The organism is Serratia sp. EC4 (assembly GCF_059652115.1).
Map to the genome: position 1 here is coordinate 496224 of NZ_JBNIDE010000003.1, position 17458 is coordinate 513681.

A 17458-nucleotide genomic window follows, 5' to 3' on the forward strand; every position below is an offset into this window, starting at 1 on the left:
ATTATTTTCCTTCGCCGGCGTGAGTCACCAGCCAGCAGTTGTGGATCTGACGGTTACGGGCAAAATCCTGCGACAGCGTCTTGGCGGTGATCTCTTTCGCCTCCAGACCCAGCGCACTCAGCCCTGCCATATCCATTTGGAAACCGCGCTTGTTGTTCGAGAACATGATGGTCCCGTTGCGGCGCAGCAACCGTTTCAAATCTTTCATCAGCGCCAGGTGATCGCGCTGCACGTCAAAGGTGTTCTCCATCCGCTTGGAGTTGGAGAACGTCGGCGGATCGATGAAGATCACGTCGAACTGTTCATTGGCATTGCTCAGCCAAGACAGGCAATCGGCCTGGATCAGCCGATGCTGACGGCCGGTCAGGCCGTTGGCGCGCAGGTTCTTCTCCGCCCATTCCAGGTAAGTACGCGACATGTCCACCGTGGTGGTGCTGCGCGCGCCGCCCAGCCCGGCGTGCACGCTGGCGGTGCCGGTGTAGGCGAACAGGTTGAGGAAATCCTTGCCGCCGCTCATCTCGCCCAGCATACGGCGCGCGATGCGGTGATCGAGGAACAGACCGGTATCGAGATAGTCGGTCAGGTTGACCCACAGTTTGGCGTTATACTCTTCCACCAGCAGGAACTCGCCCTTCTGCGCCAGCTTCTCGTACTGGTTTTTGCCCTTCTGCCGCTCGCGGGTTTTCAGGATCAGCTGATTCGACGGCAGCTCCAGCACCGCCAGCGTCGCGTTGATCACATCGAACAGACGCTGACGTGCTTTCTGCGCATCGACGGTTTTCGGCGGCGCATATTCCTGCACCACCACCTTGCTGCCGTAGCGATCCACCGCAACGTTGTATTCTGGCAGATCGGCATCGTACAGGCGGTAGCATTCAATGCCCTGCTGTTTCGCCCACTTGTCGAGCTTCTTCAAATTCTTGCGCAGACGGTTGGCGAAATCTTCCGCCACCTGCACGCCGCCGGTGGCGCTACCGGCCGGGCTTGCCGCCAGCTGATAATTTTTCTGCACGCACTCCAGCGGGCCGTTCTTCGCCTTGAACTGGCGCTCGGCGCGCAGCTGCAGGCAGCTCAACAGCTCCGGCGAGGCGCTGAACAGCGACAGTTGCCAAGCGCCGAAGGCGCTTTTCATCACGCGGCCCAGCATGTTGTGCAGCGCGATCAGCGCCGGTTCGCTTTCCAGGCGTTCGCCGTACGGCGGGTTGCTGATCACCGTGCCGTGCGGGCCTTCCGGCAGCGGGTTGGTCAAGCGCGCAACGTCGCCGACGTTGAAGGTGATCAGCTCGGCGACGCCGGCGCGGCGGGCGTTGCCGCGCGCCATTTCAATCACCCGGCGATCGATATCGGAACCGAAGAAGCGAGAGGCGGTTTCCTGCAGGCCACGGCGCGCACGCACCTGCGCTTCGGTGGTGACTTCACGCCACAGTTCGGCGTTGTGGCCATTCCAGGCGCTGAAGCCCCAGTGTTGACGGTGCAGGCCTGGCGCGCGATCGGCAGCGATCATCGCCGCTTCGATCAACAGCGTGCCGGAGCCGCACATCGGATCAAGCATCGGCGTGCCCGGCTGCCAGCCGGAACGCAGCACGATGGCGGCCGCCAGGTTTTCCTTCAGCGGCGCCTGGCCGGTGAGATCGCGGTAGCCGCGCTGATGCAGACCTTCGCCGCTCAGATCGAGCGCCACGCTGGCCATATCGCGCTGCAGGAAGACGTTAACGCGAATGTCCGGCTGCTGTTTGGCGACCGTCGGGCGTTGGTCGAGTTTGCGGGTGAAGCTGTCGACGATGGCGTCTTTCACCTTCAGCGCGCCATATTGGCTGTTGCGGATCTCTTCGTTCACGCCGCTAAAATGCACGGCAAAGGTTTTATCCACGCCAAAAATGCTCGGCCAGTCGATCGCCTGCACCCCGAGGTACAGATCCAGATCGCTGTGCACGCGGAATTCGTTCAGCGGCAACAGAATGCGCGAAGCCAGGCGGCTCCACAGCAAGCTTTGGTACAGAAGACGATCGTCACCCTGAAAATGTACCCCGCCCTGCACCACTTTGCAGTCGTGAGCGCCAAGCGCTTCCAGCTCGCTTTTTAACAGTTCTTCCAATCCACGCGCCGTGCTGGCAAACAGAGAGTTCATATCGTACTTATCACCAAAAAGAAAATTGTTGCGCATTATAGCTAATCCGCACCGCTTGTCATAAAGTTGCTCCCTTCTATTTAATCATCGCACGGAGATAAGGGTGATCACGCTTTCCAAACTCTACGTCCATCCGGTTAAATCACTGCGCGGCCTGCAGCTTTCTTACGCCCAGGTCGGCAGCAGCGGTCTGGCCTTCGACCGCAACTTTATGATCACCGAGCCGGACGGCACCTTTATTACCGCGCGCCAATATCCGCAGATGGTGCTGTTCACGCCGGCGCTGCTGCCGGACGGGCTGTTCCTGACCGCGCCGGACGGCGAAAGCGCCGCCATTCGCTTCAGCGACTTCGCCGCCGCGCCGCAGCCGACCGAGGTATGGGGCAACCATTTCACCGCGCTGACTGCGCCAGATGAGATCAACCGTTGGCTGAGCGGCTATTTCCAGCGCGACGTGCAGCTGCGCTGGCTGGGGCCGGAGCTGACCCGCCGGGTCAAGAAGCACCCTGAAATCCCGCTGACGTTTGCCGACGGCTACCCTTATCTGCTGATTAACCAGGCTTCGTTCAACGATCTGCAGCAGCGTTGCCCCGGCAGCATCAAGCTGGAACAGTTCCGCCCCAATCTGGTGGTGAGCGGCGCTACCGCCTGGGCTGAAGACGGCTGGCAGGTGATCCGCGTCGGCGACGTCATGTTCGATCTGGTGAAACCCTGCAGCCGCTGCGTGCTTACCACCGTCAGCACCGAGCGTGGCCGCAAGCACCCGAGCGGCGAACCGCTCAGCACGCTGCAAAAATTCCGCTCCGCCGACAACGGCGACATCGATTTTGGCCAGAATATGATCGCGCGCAACAGCGGCATCATTCGCGTGGGCGATACGGTGGAAGTGCTGTCGACCAAGCCGCCGCGCCCTTATGGCGCCGGGAAAGTGGTGGAGAGCGTGCAGGCGCCACAAGACAGCGCGCACAGCGTCACGATCGAATATGAAGGCAAGGTGTTTACCGGCAATAACCAGCAGATCCTGCTCGAGCAGTTGGAACAGCAAGGCATCCGCGTACCTTACTCCTGCCGCGCCGGGATTTGCGGCAGCTGCCGCATTACGTTGTTGAGCGGTGAAGTCGCGCCCCTGAAGAAAAGCGCGCTGGGCGACAACGGCACCATCCTGTGCTGCAGCTGCATCCCGAAAAGTGATTTGACGTTGGCGTAATCCGCCTTATACCGCCCTGTCGTAAGCCGGGGCGGCGCTTTCATCCTGCGCGCAGGGTTTCAGCCGATCGTGCATCACCTTGATGGCGTCGCCCAATACCATGGTACGGCCGGCGACCGTCAGCTGATTTTGCGCCAGCAGGCACAGGCTGGCGTTATCCCCGGCCTCCACCACCAGCAAGCGCGCTTCCGCGCCGCTCTCCATCACTTTCACCGCCGCCAGCTCCCCGTTTTTCGGCTGCAGCGGGTAATGCTGCTGCGAGAAATGCCAGCTCTTTGGCATCAGCGGTTTCAGGAAGCGATAGGCGACCAGCGCATTCAACACCAGCTCGGCGCGCTGTTCATGGCTCAGCTTGACCTGCTTGCACTGTTCTTCATAGGTGAAATAAAGGGCGGCGTCATCCACGCAAAAAGCGCATTCATCAAAGGCGTCCGGCGTTAACATTTTGGCCGGGAAACGTGAACGAAAGATCATACCATTAGCTAAATCCAGCATTAGCCGATCGTGTTCGGCATCAAAATACCAACGCCAATTATCGTCAGGTTTTATCTTCATTTCGTATCCTTCTCGCTGCCTATGCCAACGCCGCACTCACCCTAAAAGGCGATTTTATCACCGATAAAATAGCTTAAACATCGGATAATTCCGCGAACGATATTTATGCTAACGAACAAAATATAGACGAGCCGGGGGCAGAAATAAACCCCCGGAATAAAATGAGAGGAAAAATATTAGATATGGGTAACGATATCTTTAATCAAACGCGGGCCGTGATAGATAAATCCGGAATAAATTTGCAGCAGGCTCGCGCCGGCCTCCATTTTTTCGCGCGCCGCCGTCAGCGAATCGATGCCGCCTACGCCGATAATCGGCAGGCGCCCCTGCAGTTCGGTGGAGAGACGACGGATCACTTCGGTGCTGCGTGATTGCAACGGACGCCCGCTTAACCCGCCCGCTTGTTCGCAATAATTCAACCCCTGGATCAATTTTCGATCCAACGTGGTATTGGTGGCGATCACGCCATCGATATTATGCCGCACCAGGCTATCGGCAATTTGGATCAATTCTTCTTCTGAAAGATCCGGCGCGATCTTTACCGCCACCGGCACATATTTGTGATGACGCGCATGTAATTCCTGCTGCTTATTTTTAATCGCAGCCAAAAGATCGTCCAGCGCTTCGCCATACTGTAAGGATCGTAACCCCGGCGTATTCGGTGAAGAGATGTTAATCGCGATATATCCGGCATACGGATAAACTTTATCCATGCAGATCAAATAATCGTCTTTGCCCTGCTCGACCGGCGTGTCTTTATTCTTGCCGATATTGATCCCAAGAATGCCGCCGAAATGGGATTTCTTAACGTTTTCAACCAGATTGTCCACGCCATGGTTATTGAACCCCATGCGGTTAATCAGGCCTTCCGCCTCAACCACGCGGAACAAGCGCGGCTTGTCGTTGCCCGGTTGCGGACGCGGCGTCACGGTGCCAACTTCCACATGGCCGAAGCCCATCGCGCCGAACGCATCGATGCATTCGCCGTTTTTATCCAGACCGGCGGCCAACCCCAGCGGGTTTTTAAACGACAGCCCCATGCAGCTGACCGGTTTGGTCGGCACGGACTGACGGACAAGAAACGCTAATGGGGTGCCGGTAATACGGCTGAGCTGACGAAAGGTCACTTCGTGCGCGCGCTCCGGATCGAGCTGGAACAACGCTTTCCTGATGAGGGGGTAGTACATGGACTCTCCTGATTTCCCGGTTGCAAACCGGGGGCGTATTATCCGGTATCCCCCGCCTAATTGGAATTGATTAAAGGCAAAAAAAGCCGTTTTTACGCAATCGTTTTCCCTCTTCGCCGCCAAATCGCTGCCAATCCGCTTTTGCGCATATCCAAATCAAAAAATGAGATTTAAAAAACGCGCCCGGTTACTGGTAGGTTTAAAACACTTCCCATTGATTTTCTAATTAAACCTAACTTTTAGTTATAAGGAGTGGCAATGCGCGTTATATCACTGGCCGGTAGCCCACGCATCCCATCACGTTCCGCCGCGCTGCTCTCGCTGAGTCAGAACTGGCTGCGGCAGCAAGGGGTGGAAGTGACGGCCTATACCCTGCACGACTTTGACGCCGAAGATCTGCTGTACGCCAACTTCAACAGTCCGGCGATCAAGGCGTTTGCCGAGCAGCTGGCGCAGGCCGACGGCCTGCTGATTTCCACGCCGGTTTATAAAGCGTCGTTCTCCGGCGCGCTGAAAACCCTGCTGGATCTGCTGCCGGAACGCGCTCTGGATCATAAGGTGGTGTTGCCGCTGGCGACCGGGGGGTCTGTCGGCCACATGCTGGCGGTGGACTATGCGTTGAAACCGGTGCTGGCGGCGCTGAAAGCGCAAGAGGTGCTGCACGGCGTGTTCGCCGACGACAGCCAGATCCAGTTGACCGACGAAGGCGCCACGCTCACCGACGCCGTGGCCGCCCGGCTGGAAGAGGCACTGGCCAGTTTCTATCTGGCGCTTGGCCGCCGTAAACCGCCTGCGCTGCGCGTCGCCTCGCCACTGGCGGCGCGTCAAACCGCCTGAAACGCCTGGAAAAGGAGAGCCTGAATGAAACAACGCATCGCTTTGCGGCGTTGGCTGAGCGCCGCCGCCTTCACCGGCCTGCTGTCGCTGGTTTGGGCCAACGCCGCCGTCGCTCAGGATCCGGCGCAATTCCGCATCGGCTACCAAAAAGGATCGGTCAGTCTGGTGCTGGCGAAGAGCCACCGGCTGCTGGAGGAACGTTTCCCCGCCACCCGCATCAGTTGGATCGAGTTTCCCGCCGGCCCGCAGATGCTGGAGGCCTTGAACGTCGGCAGCATCGATCTGGGCAGCACCGGCGATATTCCGCCGATCTTCGCGCAGGCCGCCGGGGCGGATCTGCTGTATGTCGGCGTTGAGCCGCCCAAACCGAAGGCGGAAGTGATCCTGGTGCCGGAAAACAGCCCGATCAAAACCGTCGCCGATCTGAAAGGCCATAAGGTCGCGTTCCAGAAAGGATCCAGCTCACATAACCTGCTGCTGCGATCGCTGCAAAAAGCCGGACTGAAATTTACGGATATCCAGCCTGCCTATTTAACGCCCGCTGATGCGCGCGCTGCATTCCAGCAGGGCAACGTCGATGCCTGGGCGATCTGGGATCCTTATTATTCCGCCGCGCTGCTGCAGGGCGGCGTGCGGGTGCTCGGCGACGGCACCGATCTGAATCAGACCGGTTCCTTCTATCTGGCGGCGCGCCCCTATGTCGAAGCTAATGGCGCCTTTATCAGCCAGGTCTTGACGGTGCTGACCCAGGCCGATGCGCTCACCCGCAGCGACCGGGCGCAAAGCGTGACCCTGCTGGCCAACGCCATGGGGCTGCCGGAACCGGTGATCGCCAGCTATCTGGATCACCGCCCTCCGACCGCCATCACACCGCTCGATGCGCATACGATCGCCGCACAGCAGCAAACCGCCGACCTGTTTTACGCCAACCGGTTGGTGCCGGTGAAGGTCGACATCTCGCAACGCATCTGGCGCCCAAGCGCACAATAAATACGGGGGAACATTGACGATGAGCCTGAACGTTTTCTGGTTTTTACCCACCCATGGCGACGGCCACTATCTTGGCAGCGCGCAGGGCGCTCGCAGCGTCGATCACGGTTACTTGCAGCAGATCGCCCAGGCGGCGGATCGGCTGGGATTCGGCGGCGTGCTGATCCCCACCGGTCGCTCTTGCGAAGACTCCTGGCTGGTGGCCGCCTCGCTGATCCCGGTCACCCAGCGGCTGAAATTTTTGGTCGCGTTGCGGCCGGGCATCATCTCCCCTACGCTGGCGGCGCGTCAGGCGGCGACGCTGGATCGCCTGTCCAACGGGCGCGCGCTGTTCAATCTGGTCACCGGCGGCGATCCGGAAGAGCTGGCGGCGGAGGGGTTACATCTCAGTCATGAAGAGCGTTACGAGGCCTCGACCGAGTTCACTCATATCTGGCGCCGGGTGCTGGAAGGGGAAACCGTCGATTTCCACGGCAAGCATATTCAGGTGAAAGGTGCCAAGCTGCTGTTCCCGCCGGTGCAGCAGCCGCGCCCGCCGCTCTATTTCGGCGGATCCTCCGCCGCCGCGCAGGATCTGGCCGCTGAACAGGTAGAAATGTACCTCACCTGGGGAGAGCCGCCGGCGCAGGTCAAAGAGAAGATCGAGGAAGTACGCGCCAAAGCGGCGGCGAAGGGCCGCCAGGTGCGTTTCGGCATCCGTCTGCACGTCATCGTGCGGGAAACCACCGAAGAGGCCTGGCGCGCCGCCGATCGGCTGATCGCGCACCTCGATGAGGAAACCATCGCCAACGCGCAGCAGGCCTTTGCGCGCTTCGACTCCGTCGGCCAACGGCGCATGGCGGCGCTGCACGGCGGCAAAAAGGATAACCTGGAGATCAGCCCGAACCTGTGGGCCGGCATCGGCCTGGTGCGCGGCGGCGCCGGCACCGCGCTGGTGGGCGATGGCCCGACGGTCGCGGCGCGCATGCAGGAATATGCCGATCTGGGCATCGACACCTTTATTCTCTCCGGCTATCCGCATCTGGAAGAGGCCTACCGCGTCGGCGAACTGCTGTTCCCGCACCTCGATCTGGCGCAGGAGGAAACGCCCGCTCGCCTTCAACCGGTGCGCCCGCAGGGCGAAGTGGTGGCCAACATCTATGTTCCGCAAAAAGTATCGCAGAGCTGAGGAGCGCCCCGATGGCAAATAACGTACAACGCATCCTGTATCGGCTGGCTCCCTGGGCGTTGCCGTTGGCGCTGGTGATCATCTGGCAGATCGCCGTCGAAACCGGCTGGCTGTCCAACCGCATTTTGCCGGCGCCGAGTGCGGTGCTGGCCGCCTTCTGGCGCCTGAGCCAAAGCGGCGAACTGTGGCAGCACCTGAGCATCAGCAGCCAGCGCGCGTTGATCGGCTTTGGCATCGGCGGCAGCATCGGACTGATACTCGGCTTTATTACCGGGCTGTCGCGCTGGGGTGAACGCCTGCTGGACAGCTCGGTGCAAATGATCCGCAACGTGCCGCATCTGGCGCTGATCCCGTTGGTGATCCTGTGGTTCGGCATCGATGAATCCGCCAAGATCTTTCTGGTGGCGCTCGGTACGCTGTTTCCGATTTATCTCAACACCTATCACGGCATCAAAAACATCGATCGCGGCCTGTTGGAGATGGCCCGCAGCTACGGCCTGAGCGGTTTCCGCCTGTTTACACAGGTGGTGCTGCCGGGCGCGCTGCCGTCGATTATGGTCGGCGTGCGTTTCGCTCTCGGCTTCATGTGGCTGACGCTGATCGTCGCCGAAACCATCTCGGCCAATTCGGGCATCGGCTACCTGGCGATGAACGCGCGTGAATTTCTGCAAACCGACGTGGTGGTGGTGGCGATCGTGCTGTACGCCCTGCTCGGCAAGCTGGCGGACGTGGGCGCGCAGCTGTTGGAGCGCGTCTGGTTGCGCTGGCATCCGGCCTATCAACTGAAACAGGGAGAAGCGCTATGACCCTTCCCGCTCGCCTTGCGCAAGGCACGCCGGTGACGCTGGAGTCCATCGGCAAACGTTACGGCAACCGCACGGTGCTGGACAATATTCAGCTGCGCATTTCCGCCGGGCAGTTCGTGGCGGTGGTCGGCCGCAGCGGCTGCGGCAAGAGCACCCTGCTGCGCCTGTTGGCCGGCCTGGAACAGGCCAGCAGTGGCGCGCTGCTCAGCGGCAACGCGCCGCTTGCCGCCGCTAAAGAGGATACCCGGTTGATGTTTCAGGATGCGCGCCTGTTGCCGTGGAAAACGGTGATCGACAACGTAGGTCTGGGGCTGCGCGGCCAGTGGCGCGACGCGGCGCTGCAGGCGCTGGACGCGGTCGGTTTGGCGGATCGCGCCCACGATTGGCCGGCGGCGCTGTCCGGTGGACAAAAACAGCGGGTCGCCCTGGCGCGCGCGCTGATCCACCGTCCCCGCCTGCTGCTGCTGGACGAACCGCTCGGAGCGCTGGATGCCCTGACGCGCATCGAGATGCAAGGGCTGATAGAAACGCTGTGGCAACAACACGGTTTTACCGTACTGCTGGTCACACATGACGTCAGCGAAGCCATCGCGCTGGCGGATCGGGTGATCCTGATCGAAGAGGGGCATATCGGGCTGGATCTGGCCATCGATCTGCCGCGGCCGCGCCGCAAAGGCTCGGCCAGGCTGGCGGAACTGGAGGCCGAAGTGCTGGAACGGGTGTTATCGCCGCCGGCCGCAGCGGACAGTACCCGCCGGGCGGTGAACTGAACGGATAAAAAAAGGGACGGCGCAGGCCGTCCCCCTTATCTATTCAGCGCGAAAAGATCAGGCGTCGAGCGCCTTGCTGATCTTCTCATACAGATCGCCGGACAGGTTTTCCAACCCTTTCAGCTGTTCCAACGCCTTGCGCATCAGCGCCTGACGGCCCGCGTCGTAACGCTTCAGGCGAATCAGCGGTTCAATCAGGCGCGCGGCGATCTGCGGGTTGCGCTGGTTGAGATCGCTGAGGATCTCCGCCAGGAACTGATAGCCGCTGCCGTCCGCGGCATGGAACGCCGCCGGGTTGCCGGAAGCGAAGCCGCCGATCAGCGAACGGGTGCGGTTCGGGTTGCTCAGGCTGAACGAACGGTGATGCAACAGTGCGCGCACCTTGCTCAACACATCTGCCGCCGGGCTGCTGCCCTGCAGCACGAACCACTTGTCCATCACCAGGCCATCCTGATGCCAGCGCTCGTCGAACGCCGCCAGCAGCGCATCGCGGCACGGCAGCTGGGCCGCGACCGCAGCAGACAGCGCCGCCAGCGAGTCGGTCATGTTGTCCGCCTGGCGATACTGTTCGCTCACCAGCTGGTCCGCCAGCGCCACATCTTCGCCGAACGCCAGATAGCCCAGGCACACATTACGCAAGGCGCGCTTGGCGATCTCGGCATGCTCCACGCGGTAGCCGTCGGTCTTGTTGGCGTGATACACCGCCAGCCACTCATCGGCCAACTCCCGCGCCAGACAGCGTACGATCGCTTCGTGCACCGCGGCGATCGCTTCCGGATCGATAGTGGCGAACAGCTCGGCGATTTCGTTCTCCGACGGCAGCGTCAGGATCTGCGCCGCCAGCGCCGGATCCAGTTTTTCGTCCAGCAGCACCGCGCGGAACGCATCGGCCACGTGCAGCGGCAGCGACAGCGGCTGCTTCTGCTGGTGCCGCGCCACGTTCAGCTTGATATAGGTCGCCAGCAGGCTCTGTGCCGCATCCCAACGCGCAAATTCATTGCGTGCGTGCTGCATCAGGAAGGTCAGTTGCTGATCGCTGTACGGATAGTCCAGCTTCACCGGCGCGGAGAATTCGCGCAGCAGCGACGGCACCGGCTTGTGCGCCACGCCGTCGAACACGAAAGTTTGCTCCGCTTCGGTGACGTTCAGCACGTTGTTGACCGGCAGGCCGCCTTTTTGCAATGGAATGACATTGCCTTCGCTGTCGTACAGTTCGATATCCAGCGGAATATGCAGCGGCAACTTCTCCGGCTGATCGGCGGTCGGCGCGGTCTTCTGGCTGACATGCAGGCGATACTGTTGGGTTTCCGCGTCGTACTCGTCGCGCACCGTCAACAGCGGCGTGCCGGACTGGCTATACCAACGGCGGAAGCGCGACAGATCGACGTTAGACGCATCCTCCATCGCCTGAACGAAATCGTCGCAGGTAGCGGCGCTGCCGTCGTGGCGTTCGAAATAGAGCTGCATCCCTTTCTGGAAGTTCTCCTCCCCCAACAGGGTATGCATCATGCGGATCACTTCGGAACCCTTTTCATACACCGTGAGGGTGTAGAAGTTGTTCATCTCGATGACTTTGTCCGGGCGGATGGCGTGCGCCATCGGGCTGGCGTCTTCGGCAAATTGCGCGCCGCGCATCACGCGCACATTGTCGATGCGGTTGACTGAACGCGATCCCAGATCGGAACTGAATTCCTGATCGCGGAACACCGTCAGCCCCTCTTTCAGACTGAGCTGGAACCAGTCGCGGCAGGTCACGCGGTTACCGGTCCAGTTGTGGAAGTATTCGTGGCCGATCACCGCTTCGATGTTCAGGTAATCCTTGTCGGTGGCGGTTTCCGCCTTCGCCAGCACATATTTGGAGTTAAAGATATTTAACCCTTTGTTCTCCATCGCGCCCATATTGAAGAAATCGACCGCCACGATCATATAAATGTCGAGATCGTATTCCAGGCCGAAGCGGGTCTCGTCCCACTTCATCGAGTTCTTCAGCGAAGTCATCGCCCAGTCGGCGCGATCCAGGTTGCCGCGATCGACGAACAGCTCCAGTGCGACCTTACGGCCGGAACGGGTGGTGAAGCTGTCGCGCAGCACGTCGAAGTCCCCCGCCACCAGCGCGAACAGGTAGCAAGGTTTCGGGAATGGATCCTGCCATTGCACCCAGTGGCGGCCATCGGCCAATTCGCCCTGGCCAATGCGGTTGCCGTTTGACAGCAGGAACGGATAGCGCGCCTTGTCGGCCACGATGCGGGTGGTAAAGCGCGCCAGCACGTCCGGGCGATCCTGGTAATAGGTAATGTGGTGGAAGCCTTCGGCTTCGCATTGCGTGCACAGCGCATCGCCGGACAGGTACAGCCCTTCCAGCGCGGTGTTCTTCGCCGGGTGAATATCGTTGACAATGGTCAGAGTGAATTGTGCCGGCAACTCTTCGATGATCAGCTGGTTATCCTGCTGACGGTAGGCGCTCCACGGTTGGCCGTCCACCTGAATGCTCACCAGCGTCAAATCTTCGCCATCCAGCACCAGCGGTGCACCGGCCGCCCCCTGACGTTTGATTTTACTGACGGCGGTCACGCGCGTGGTTTCCGCATCCAAACTGAAGTCCAAATCGATATCGGTCGTGGTGTAATCGGGCGCGCGATAATCGTGGCGGTATTTTGCCTGTGGCTGTTGTGTCATAAAAACCCTTAAACGTCTCAGTGAGTTATAGGTGCCAGGCTGCGCTTCTCCTTCGTACCGCAGCCGGTATGTTCCCCTGCGGCGCGCGGTGAGCCTGAATTGTGAATAAACTGTATCACAGCTGACCGAAAAGCCCAGAGCCGCAGGGCGACCAAGAGAGAGAAATCAGAGGCAAATCATAAATCGGCAGGCAGGCGGCAGTGCGGGTGACCAATGGCTAAATAAAAATCAGCATTTAATGCTAAAAAGCCGCCATCGCGGCGCGCCGGCATAGTTGAGGCGACACAGGCGGCATGGTGGTATAATTGCGGCATCAGGCTCAGGGATGACTCGCACTATGAAAATTAAATACGCAATCTATTTTTTTACCCTGTGCCTGATGACTTCCTTCTCTCTGTTCATCGTCGATGAGCTGCTCGAAGCCCATACCGATTACCGCGACAACCAGCTGAACCTGTACAAAATCGATCGCGCCAAAGAAATTTCCGAAGCCTTTCAGGCTGCGTTGCTGGCTCATCGCCTCAAACGATTGAGCCTGATCGATCCGCAAATCACCCGTGCGCAATGTTTAGCCGCCGATCGGGTGGCACGCGAGAGAATCACCCGGATCCGCGAACATCTGGACGATGAGGTCGCCAGACAGCTCGGGGTGCGGCAAAAAATCGCCGCGCTGTCGATGATCGCGTTGATGGAGCAGCTGCTGGATAATGACAACCTGCAGCTTTCGCAGGTCAATAACACCAACGCCAATCTGTTCAACATCAACAGCGCCTATTACATCTCGCAAACCAGCAAGAGTTATTACCGTTACACCTACGATACCCGGATGGTGGATACCGACTCCTTTATGTTTCTCGAGGCCATCCGTCTCAATAACCGGTTAAATATGTCATTGACGGAATTGAGCGATCAGATTATCGACGTCAACGTCAGCCAGCTCGTTCGCAAAGACGCCTATCTGAAGTCCATTCAGCTGACCGGCGTGCTGAACGCGCTGAGCACCCGATTGATCTTCATGAAGATCAACTACGACGATGGACAAATCACCAACATCGTCAATGCGTTGCTCGCCCAGGTGTCCGCTGAGCGCCTCCAGCAGATTACCAATGGGCTGTATACCGCTATCGATACCCATAAGCCCTACCCCACAGCGCTTATTTCTCGCTATGTCGACGATGTGAGCGGGCTTTCGCAGGCGCTGTATCAACGCAGTTTCGAATTGGAAACCCTCGCCTCGCGCCACAAGATTTACGACAGCCAGACGACCATTTACGGCATGATCGCACTCGCCGGCCTGGTGGTTTTGCTGTTCATTTTGCCGGCGTTGGTGTTCTGCACCAGCATCAACCGCTGGTTGACCAAGACCCACAACAATATCGTGCGGCTGTCGCGCGGCGAGATGAATATCGATCGCAACGACGCCTTCTACAGCCAGGAATTGATCGCCATCAGCGACGCCATTCAGCAGCTCAGGCAATACCAGCTGGACAAGGTCTCGCTGGAGAGCGAGAAACAACTGCTGATTAAAGAGCTCGAGGCCTCTTCCTTCCTCGATCCGCTCACCAATATCTACAACCGCCGTAAATTCTTCCTTGAATGTCAACTGCTGGGCAACGCCAGCTACCCGCAGGCCTTTTGCCTGATCGACATCGACAATTTCAAACAACTCAACGACAGCTACGGCCACGACGTGGGTGACCGGGCGCTGGTGGCATTCGGCCACTTGCTGCAACGCGCGTTCCGCGCCAGCGACATCTTCTGCCGCTATGGCGGCGAAGAGTTCGCGGTGCTGCTGGGCAACTGTTCGTTGGACAACGCGCGGGACATCATGGAGCAATTGCGCGCACGTACTCATCGCCTGACGCTAAATCTGGCCGACGGACGGCAAGTGCGTTTCACCACCAGCTGCGGCATCGCGCCGGTCAGCGCGTTCGCCGCGCTGCAGGCGGCAATCAAACAGGCGGACGAAGCGCTCTATTTTTGCAAAAAGAACGGCAAGGATCGGGTCAGCGTGCATACCCAGGCCGGCTTTATCTGATTCGTTGTTTAAAATAATTAACATTATAATTTTTATGACTAATTAGGCTAAGTCATTCACCTTACAGGCATATCTGGCTTTTTTTCCTCCCCGCCGCTATCCGGCCGCCATAAAGGCACGTTTAATCCTCGACCCGCTTCGGTGATTTATGGTGTGATGCAGCTTCAATAACAGGATAATCCGGGTATACTCCACCCCCACTTTTATGATTATCCGGATTTGGACACGCGCCTGACGAGGATGCTGTAACGCGCTATGACTCAATACGCTTCCCCGATTTTGACATCACTGCTTGATACCGATGCTTATAAGCTTCATATGCAGCAAGCAGTGTTCCATCGCTATCCCGCGATCAGCGTGGCGGCGGAATTCCGCTGCCGCGGCGACGAACTGCTGGGCGAATATGCCGACGAGATCCGCGCGCAGGTGGCGCTGATGAGCCGGCTGGCGCTAACCGACGCCGAATTCGCTTATCTTTCGGGCCTGCCCTTCTTCCGTCAAGATTACCTGAACTGGCTGCGAACGTTCCGCTACGATCCGCAGCAGGTCACCATCGACAACCGCGACGGCAAGCTGCACATCCGCATCGCCGGCCCCTGGCGTGAAGTGATCATGTGGGAAGTGCCGTTGCTGGCGGTGATCAGCGAAGTGGTGCACCGCCGGCGCTCGCCGCTGGCGACGCCGGAACAGGCGGTGGCGCATCTGCAAACCAAGCTGGCGCAGTTCAAGACGTTGGCGGGCGATCTGGATCTTTCACGCTTCAAGTTGATGGACTTCGGCACCCGCCGCCGTTTCTCTCAGGGCGTGCAACAGGCCATCGTCAGCACATTGCAGGCCGAATTCCCGTACCTGTCGGGCACCAGCAATTACGATCTGGCGCACCAGCTGGGTCTGGCGCCGGTCGGCACGCAGGCGCATGAGTGGTTCCAGGCGCATCAGCAGATAAGCCCGGTGCTGGCCAACAGCCAGCGCGCCGCATTGCAGGCCTGGCTGGATGAATATCCGGACCAGCTTGGCATAGCGCTCACCGACTGCATCACCATGGATGCCTTCCTGCGCGACTTCGGCCCGCAGTTCGCCGAGCGTTATCAGGGGCTTCGCCACGATTCGGGCGATCCCGTCGAGTGGGGTGAAAAGGCCATTGCCCACTATCAGAAACTGGGCATCGACCCACTGAGCAAAACGCTGGTGTTCTCGGACAACCTGGATCTGGAAAAAGCGCTGGCGCTCTATCGCCATTTCTACCAGCGCATTAATCTCGGCTTCGGCATCGGCACGCGCCTGACCTGCGATATTCCCGGCGTTAAGCCGTTAAATATCGTGATCAAGCTGGTCGAGTGCAAAGGCAAGCCGGTGGCCAAGCTCTCCGACAGCCCCGGCAAGACCATCTGCCAGGACCAGGCGTTCGTCAGGGCTCTGCGCAAGGCCTTCGATCTGCCGCTGGTGAAGAAAGCCAGCTGAGCCTTCTTTATATAAAGAGAGAAAGCCGGCCCGGTTCTCGCGCCGGCTTTTTTGTTTTTATCCCGACCGCCCTCTTTTCAGTCAGCCGCGATAAATGTTGCGCCAATCCGATGATTTCTGCTTGTGCTCTGCACCGCGGCAAGTAACATAGCCATTACCCCCATATTCTTGGGTTGTAAGCTATTTCTAAACCAAATTATTAAAGAGAGAAATCTATGAGCGTAGTGCCTGTAGTCGACGTACTGCAAGGTCGTGCTGCGGTTGACAGTGAAGTCACCGTACGCGGCTGGGTACGTACCCGGAGAGATTCAAAAGCTGGTATCTCCTTCCTGGCCGTCTATGACGGTTCCTGCTTTGATCCGTTACAGGCCGTCGTTAATAATTCTCTGCCGAATTATCAAGATGAAGTGCTGCACCTGACCACCGGCTGTTCGGTCGAAGTTACCGGCAAGGTCGTCGCTTCACCGGGCGAAGGCCAGAGCTTCGAGCTGCAGGCCACCGCGATCAAAGTGGTCGGCTGGGTCGACGATCCGGACACTTACCCGATGGCGGCCAAACGTCACAGCATCGAATACCTGCGCGAAGTGGCTCACCTGCGCCCGCGCACCAACCTGATCGGCGCCGTGGCGCGCGTGCGTCATACGCTGGCGCAGGCGATCCACCGCTTCTTCCATGAAAATGGCTATTTCTGGGTGTCCACCCCGCTGATCACCGCCTCCGACACCGAAGGCGCCGGCGAGATGTTCCGCGTGTCCACGCTGGACCTGGAAAACCTGCCGCGCACCGACAAGGGCGCTGTCGACTTCAGCGAAGACTTCTTCGGTAAGGAAGCCTTCCTTACCGTTTCCGGCCAGCTGAACGGCGAAACCTACGCCTGCGCGCTGTCGAAGGTTTACACCTTCGGCCCAACCTTCCGCGCCGAAAACTCCAACACCAGCCGCCACCTGGCGGAATTCTGGATGATCGAGCCGGAAGTGGCCTTCGCAACGCTGGACGACGTTGCCGGCCTGGCCGAAAGCATGCTGAAGTATGTGTTCCAGGCGGTGCTGGATGAACGCGCCGACGATCTGAAATTCTTCGCCGAGCGCGTGGATAAAGACGCTATCGCTCGTCTGGAGCGTTTCGTTTCTTCCGATTTCGCCCAGGTGGACTACACCGACGCCATTGAGATCCTGCTGGCCTCGGGCCAAACCTTCGAAAACCCGGTTTCCTGGGGTATCGATCTCTCTTCCGAACATGAACGTTACCTGGCGGAGAAACACTTCCAAGCGCCGGTGGTGGTGAAAAACTACCCGAAAGACATCAAGGCGTTCTATATGCGCATGAACGAAGACGGCAAAACCGTCGCGGCCATGGACGTGCTGGCGCCGGGCATCGGCGAAATCATCGGCGGCTCGCAGCGTGAAGAACGCCTCGACGTGCTCGATCAGCGTCTGGAAGAGATGGGTCTGAATAAAGAAGACTACTGGTGGTATCGCGATCTGCGCCGCTACGGCACCGTGCCGCATTCCGGTTTCGGCCTGGGCTTTGAACGTTTAATCGCCTATGTCACCGGCGTGCAAAACGTGCGCGATGTGATTCCATTCCCACGCACGCCACGTAACGCAAGCTTCTAATTTATACGATCACTCGTTT

13 protein-coding genes are annotated in these 17458 nt (G+C 59.2%); 9 read left to right on the plus strand and 4 right to left on the minus strand.

Features of this window, described 5'->3' with window-relative positions; all coding sequences use genetic code 11:
- Position 1 precedes the first annotated feature (1 nt).
- Positions 2 to 2128 (minus strand): bifunctional 23S rRNA (guanine(2069)-N(7))-methyltransferase RlmK/23S rRNA (guanine(2445)-N(2))-methyltransferase RlmL, encoded by a 2127-nt coding sequence (rlmKL, locus tag ACP39K_RS12730; RefSeq protein ID WP_497008555.1) that lies wholly within the window; start codon positions 2126 to 2128, stop codon positions 2 to 4.
- 103 nt (positions 2129 to 2231) lie between these two features.
- Between rlmKL and ACP39K_RS12735 the strand changes: the two genes are divergently transcribed.
- Positions 2232 to 3335 (plus strand): YcbX family protein, encoded by a 1104-nt coding sequence (locus tag ACP39K_RS12735; protein WP_016928298.1) that lies wholly within the window; start codon positions 2232 to 2234, stop codon positions 3333 to 3335.
- A gap of 6 nt (positions 3336 to 3341) precedes the next feature.
- Here ACP39K_RS12735 and ACP39K_RS12740 read toward each other — a convergent pair whose 3' ends face one another.
- Together ACP39K_RS12740 and pyrD are read right to left on the minus strand one after the other, a co-directional pair.
- Positions 3342 to 3890 (minus strand): cell division protein ZapC, encoded by a 549-nt coding sequence (locus tag ACP39K_RS12740; RefSeq protein WP_004928171.1) that lies wholly within the window; start codon positions 3888 to 3890, stop codon positions 3342 to 3344.
- 176 nt (positions 3891 to 4066) lie between these two features.
- Positions 4067 to 5077 (minus strand): quinone-dependent dihydroorotate dehydrogenase, encoded by a 1011-nt coding sequence (gene pyrD / locus ACP39K_RS12745; RefSeq protein ID WP_019454516.1) that lies wholly within the window; start codon positions 5075 to 5077, stop codon positions 4067 to 4069.
- A 258-nt stretch (positions 5078 to 5335) separates the two neighbouring features.
- Here pyrD and ssuE point away from each other — a divergent pair, with 258 nt between their 5' ends.
- The 5 genes from ssuE to ssuB are packed head-to-tail and all read left to right on the plus strand — an operon-like array spanning position 5336 to position 9648.
- On the plus strand, positions 5336 to 5914 hold the full coding sequence (ssuE, locus tag ACP39K_RS12750; RefSeq protein WP_033640802.1) for an NADPH-dependent FMN reductase: 579 nt from the start codon (positions 5336 to 5338) through the stop codon (positions 5912 to 5914).
- A 24-nt stretch (positions 5915 to 5938) separates the two neighbouring features.
- On the plus strand, positions 5939 to 6904 hold the full coding sequence (locus ACP39K_RS12755; protein ID WP_015377347.1) for a sulfonate ABC transporter substrate-binding protein: 966 nt from the start codon (positions 5939 to 5941) through the stop codon (positions 6902 to 6904).
- Positions 6905 to 6923: 19 nt separating this feature from the next.
- Positions 6924 to 8072: an FMNH2-dependent alkanesulfonate monooxygenase gene (gene ssuD, locus ACP39K_RS12760; RefSeq protein ID WP_016928301.1), complete on the plus strand. Its 1149-nt coding sequence runs from the start codon at positions 6924 to 6926 to the stop codon at positions 8070 to 8072.
- Between the two features lie 11 nt (positions 8073 to 8083).
- The gene (ssuC, locus tag ACP39K_RS12765; protein WP_033640803.1) at positions 8084 to 8878 is read left to right on the plus strand and encodes an aliphatic sulfonate ABC transporter permease SsuC; all 795 of its coding nucleotides are present in this window, start codon (positions 8084 to 8086) and stop codon (positions 8876 to 8878) included.
- On the plus strand, positions 8875 to 9648 hold the full coding sequence (gene ssuB, locus ACP39K_RS12770; protein WP_016928303.1) for an aliphatic sulfonates ABC transporter ATP-binding protein: 774 nt from the start codon (positions 8875 to 8877) through the stop codon (positions 9646 to 9648). Before ssuC ends, ssuB begins: the two co-directional genes overlap by 4 nt.
- Positions 9649 to 9705: 57 nt before the next feature.
- On the opposite strand, the gene pepN is transcribed toward ssuB, so the two are convergent.
- Positions 9706 to 12324, minus strand: a complete 2619-nt coding sequence (pepN, locus tag ACP39K_RS12775) for an aminopeptidase N (RefSeq protein WP_048796531.1) — start codon at positions 12322 to 12324, stop codon at positions 9706 to 9708.
- Between the two features lie 337 nt (positions 12325 to 12661).
- Between pepN and ACP39K_RS12780 the strand changes: the two genes are divergently transcribed.
- The 3 genes from ACP39K_RS12780 to asnS all read left to right on the plus strand — a co-directional run bounded on the left by ACP39K_RS12780 (position 12662) and on the right by asnS (position 17439).
- Positions 12662 to 14362 (plus strand): GGDEF domain-containing protein, encoded by a 1701-nt coding sequence (locus tag ACP39K_RS12780; protein WP_033640805.1) that lies wholly within the window; start codon positions 12662 to 12664, stop codon positions 14360 to 14362.
- Positions 14363 to 14617: 255 nt separating this feature from the next.
- Positions 14618 to 15823 carry a nicotinate phosphoribosyltransferase gene (gene pncB, locus ACP39K_RS12785; RefSeq protein ID WP_028127363.1) on the plus strand — a complete coding sequence of 402 codons (1206 nt, stop codon included), beginning with the start codon at positions 14618 to 14620 and terminating at the stop codon, positions 15821 to 15823.
- A 215-nt stretch (positions 15824 to 16038) separates the two neighbouring features.
- Positions 16039 to 17439 carry an asparagine--tRNA ligase gene (gene asnS, locus ACP39K_RS12790; RefSeq protein ID WP_004928205.1) on the plus strand — a complete coding sequence of 467 codons (1401 nt, stop codon included), beginning with the start codon at positions 16039 to 16041 and terminating at the stop codon, positions 17437 to 17439.
- Positions 17440 to 17458: the final 19 nt, after the last annotated feature.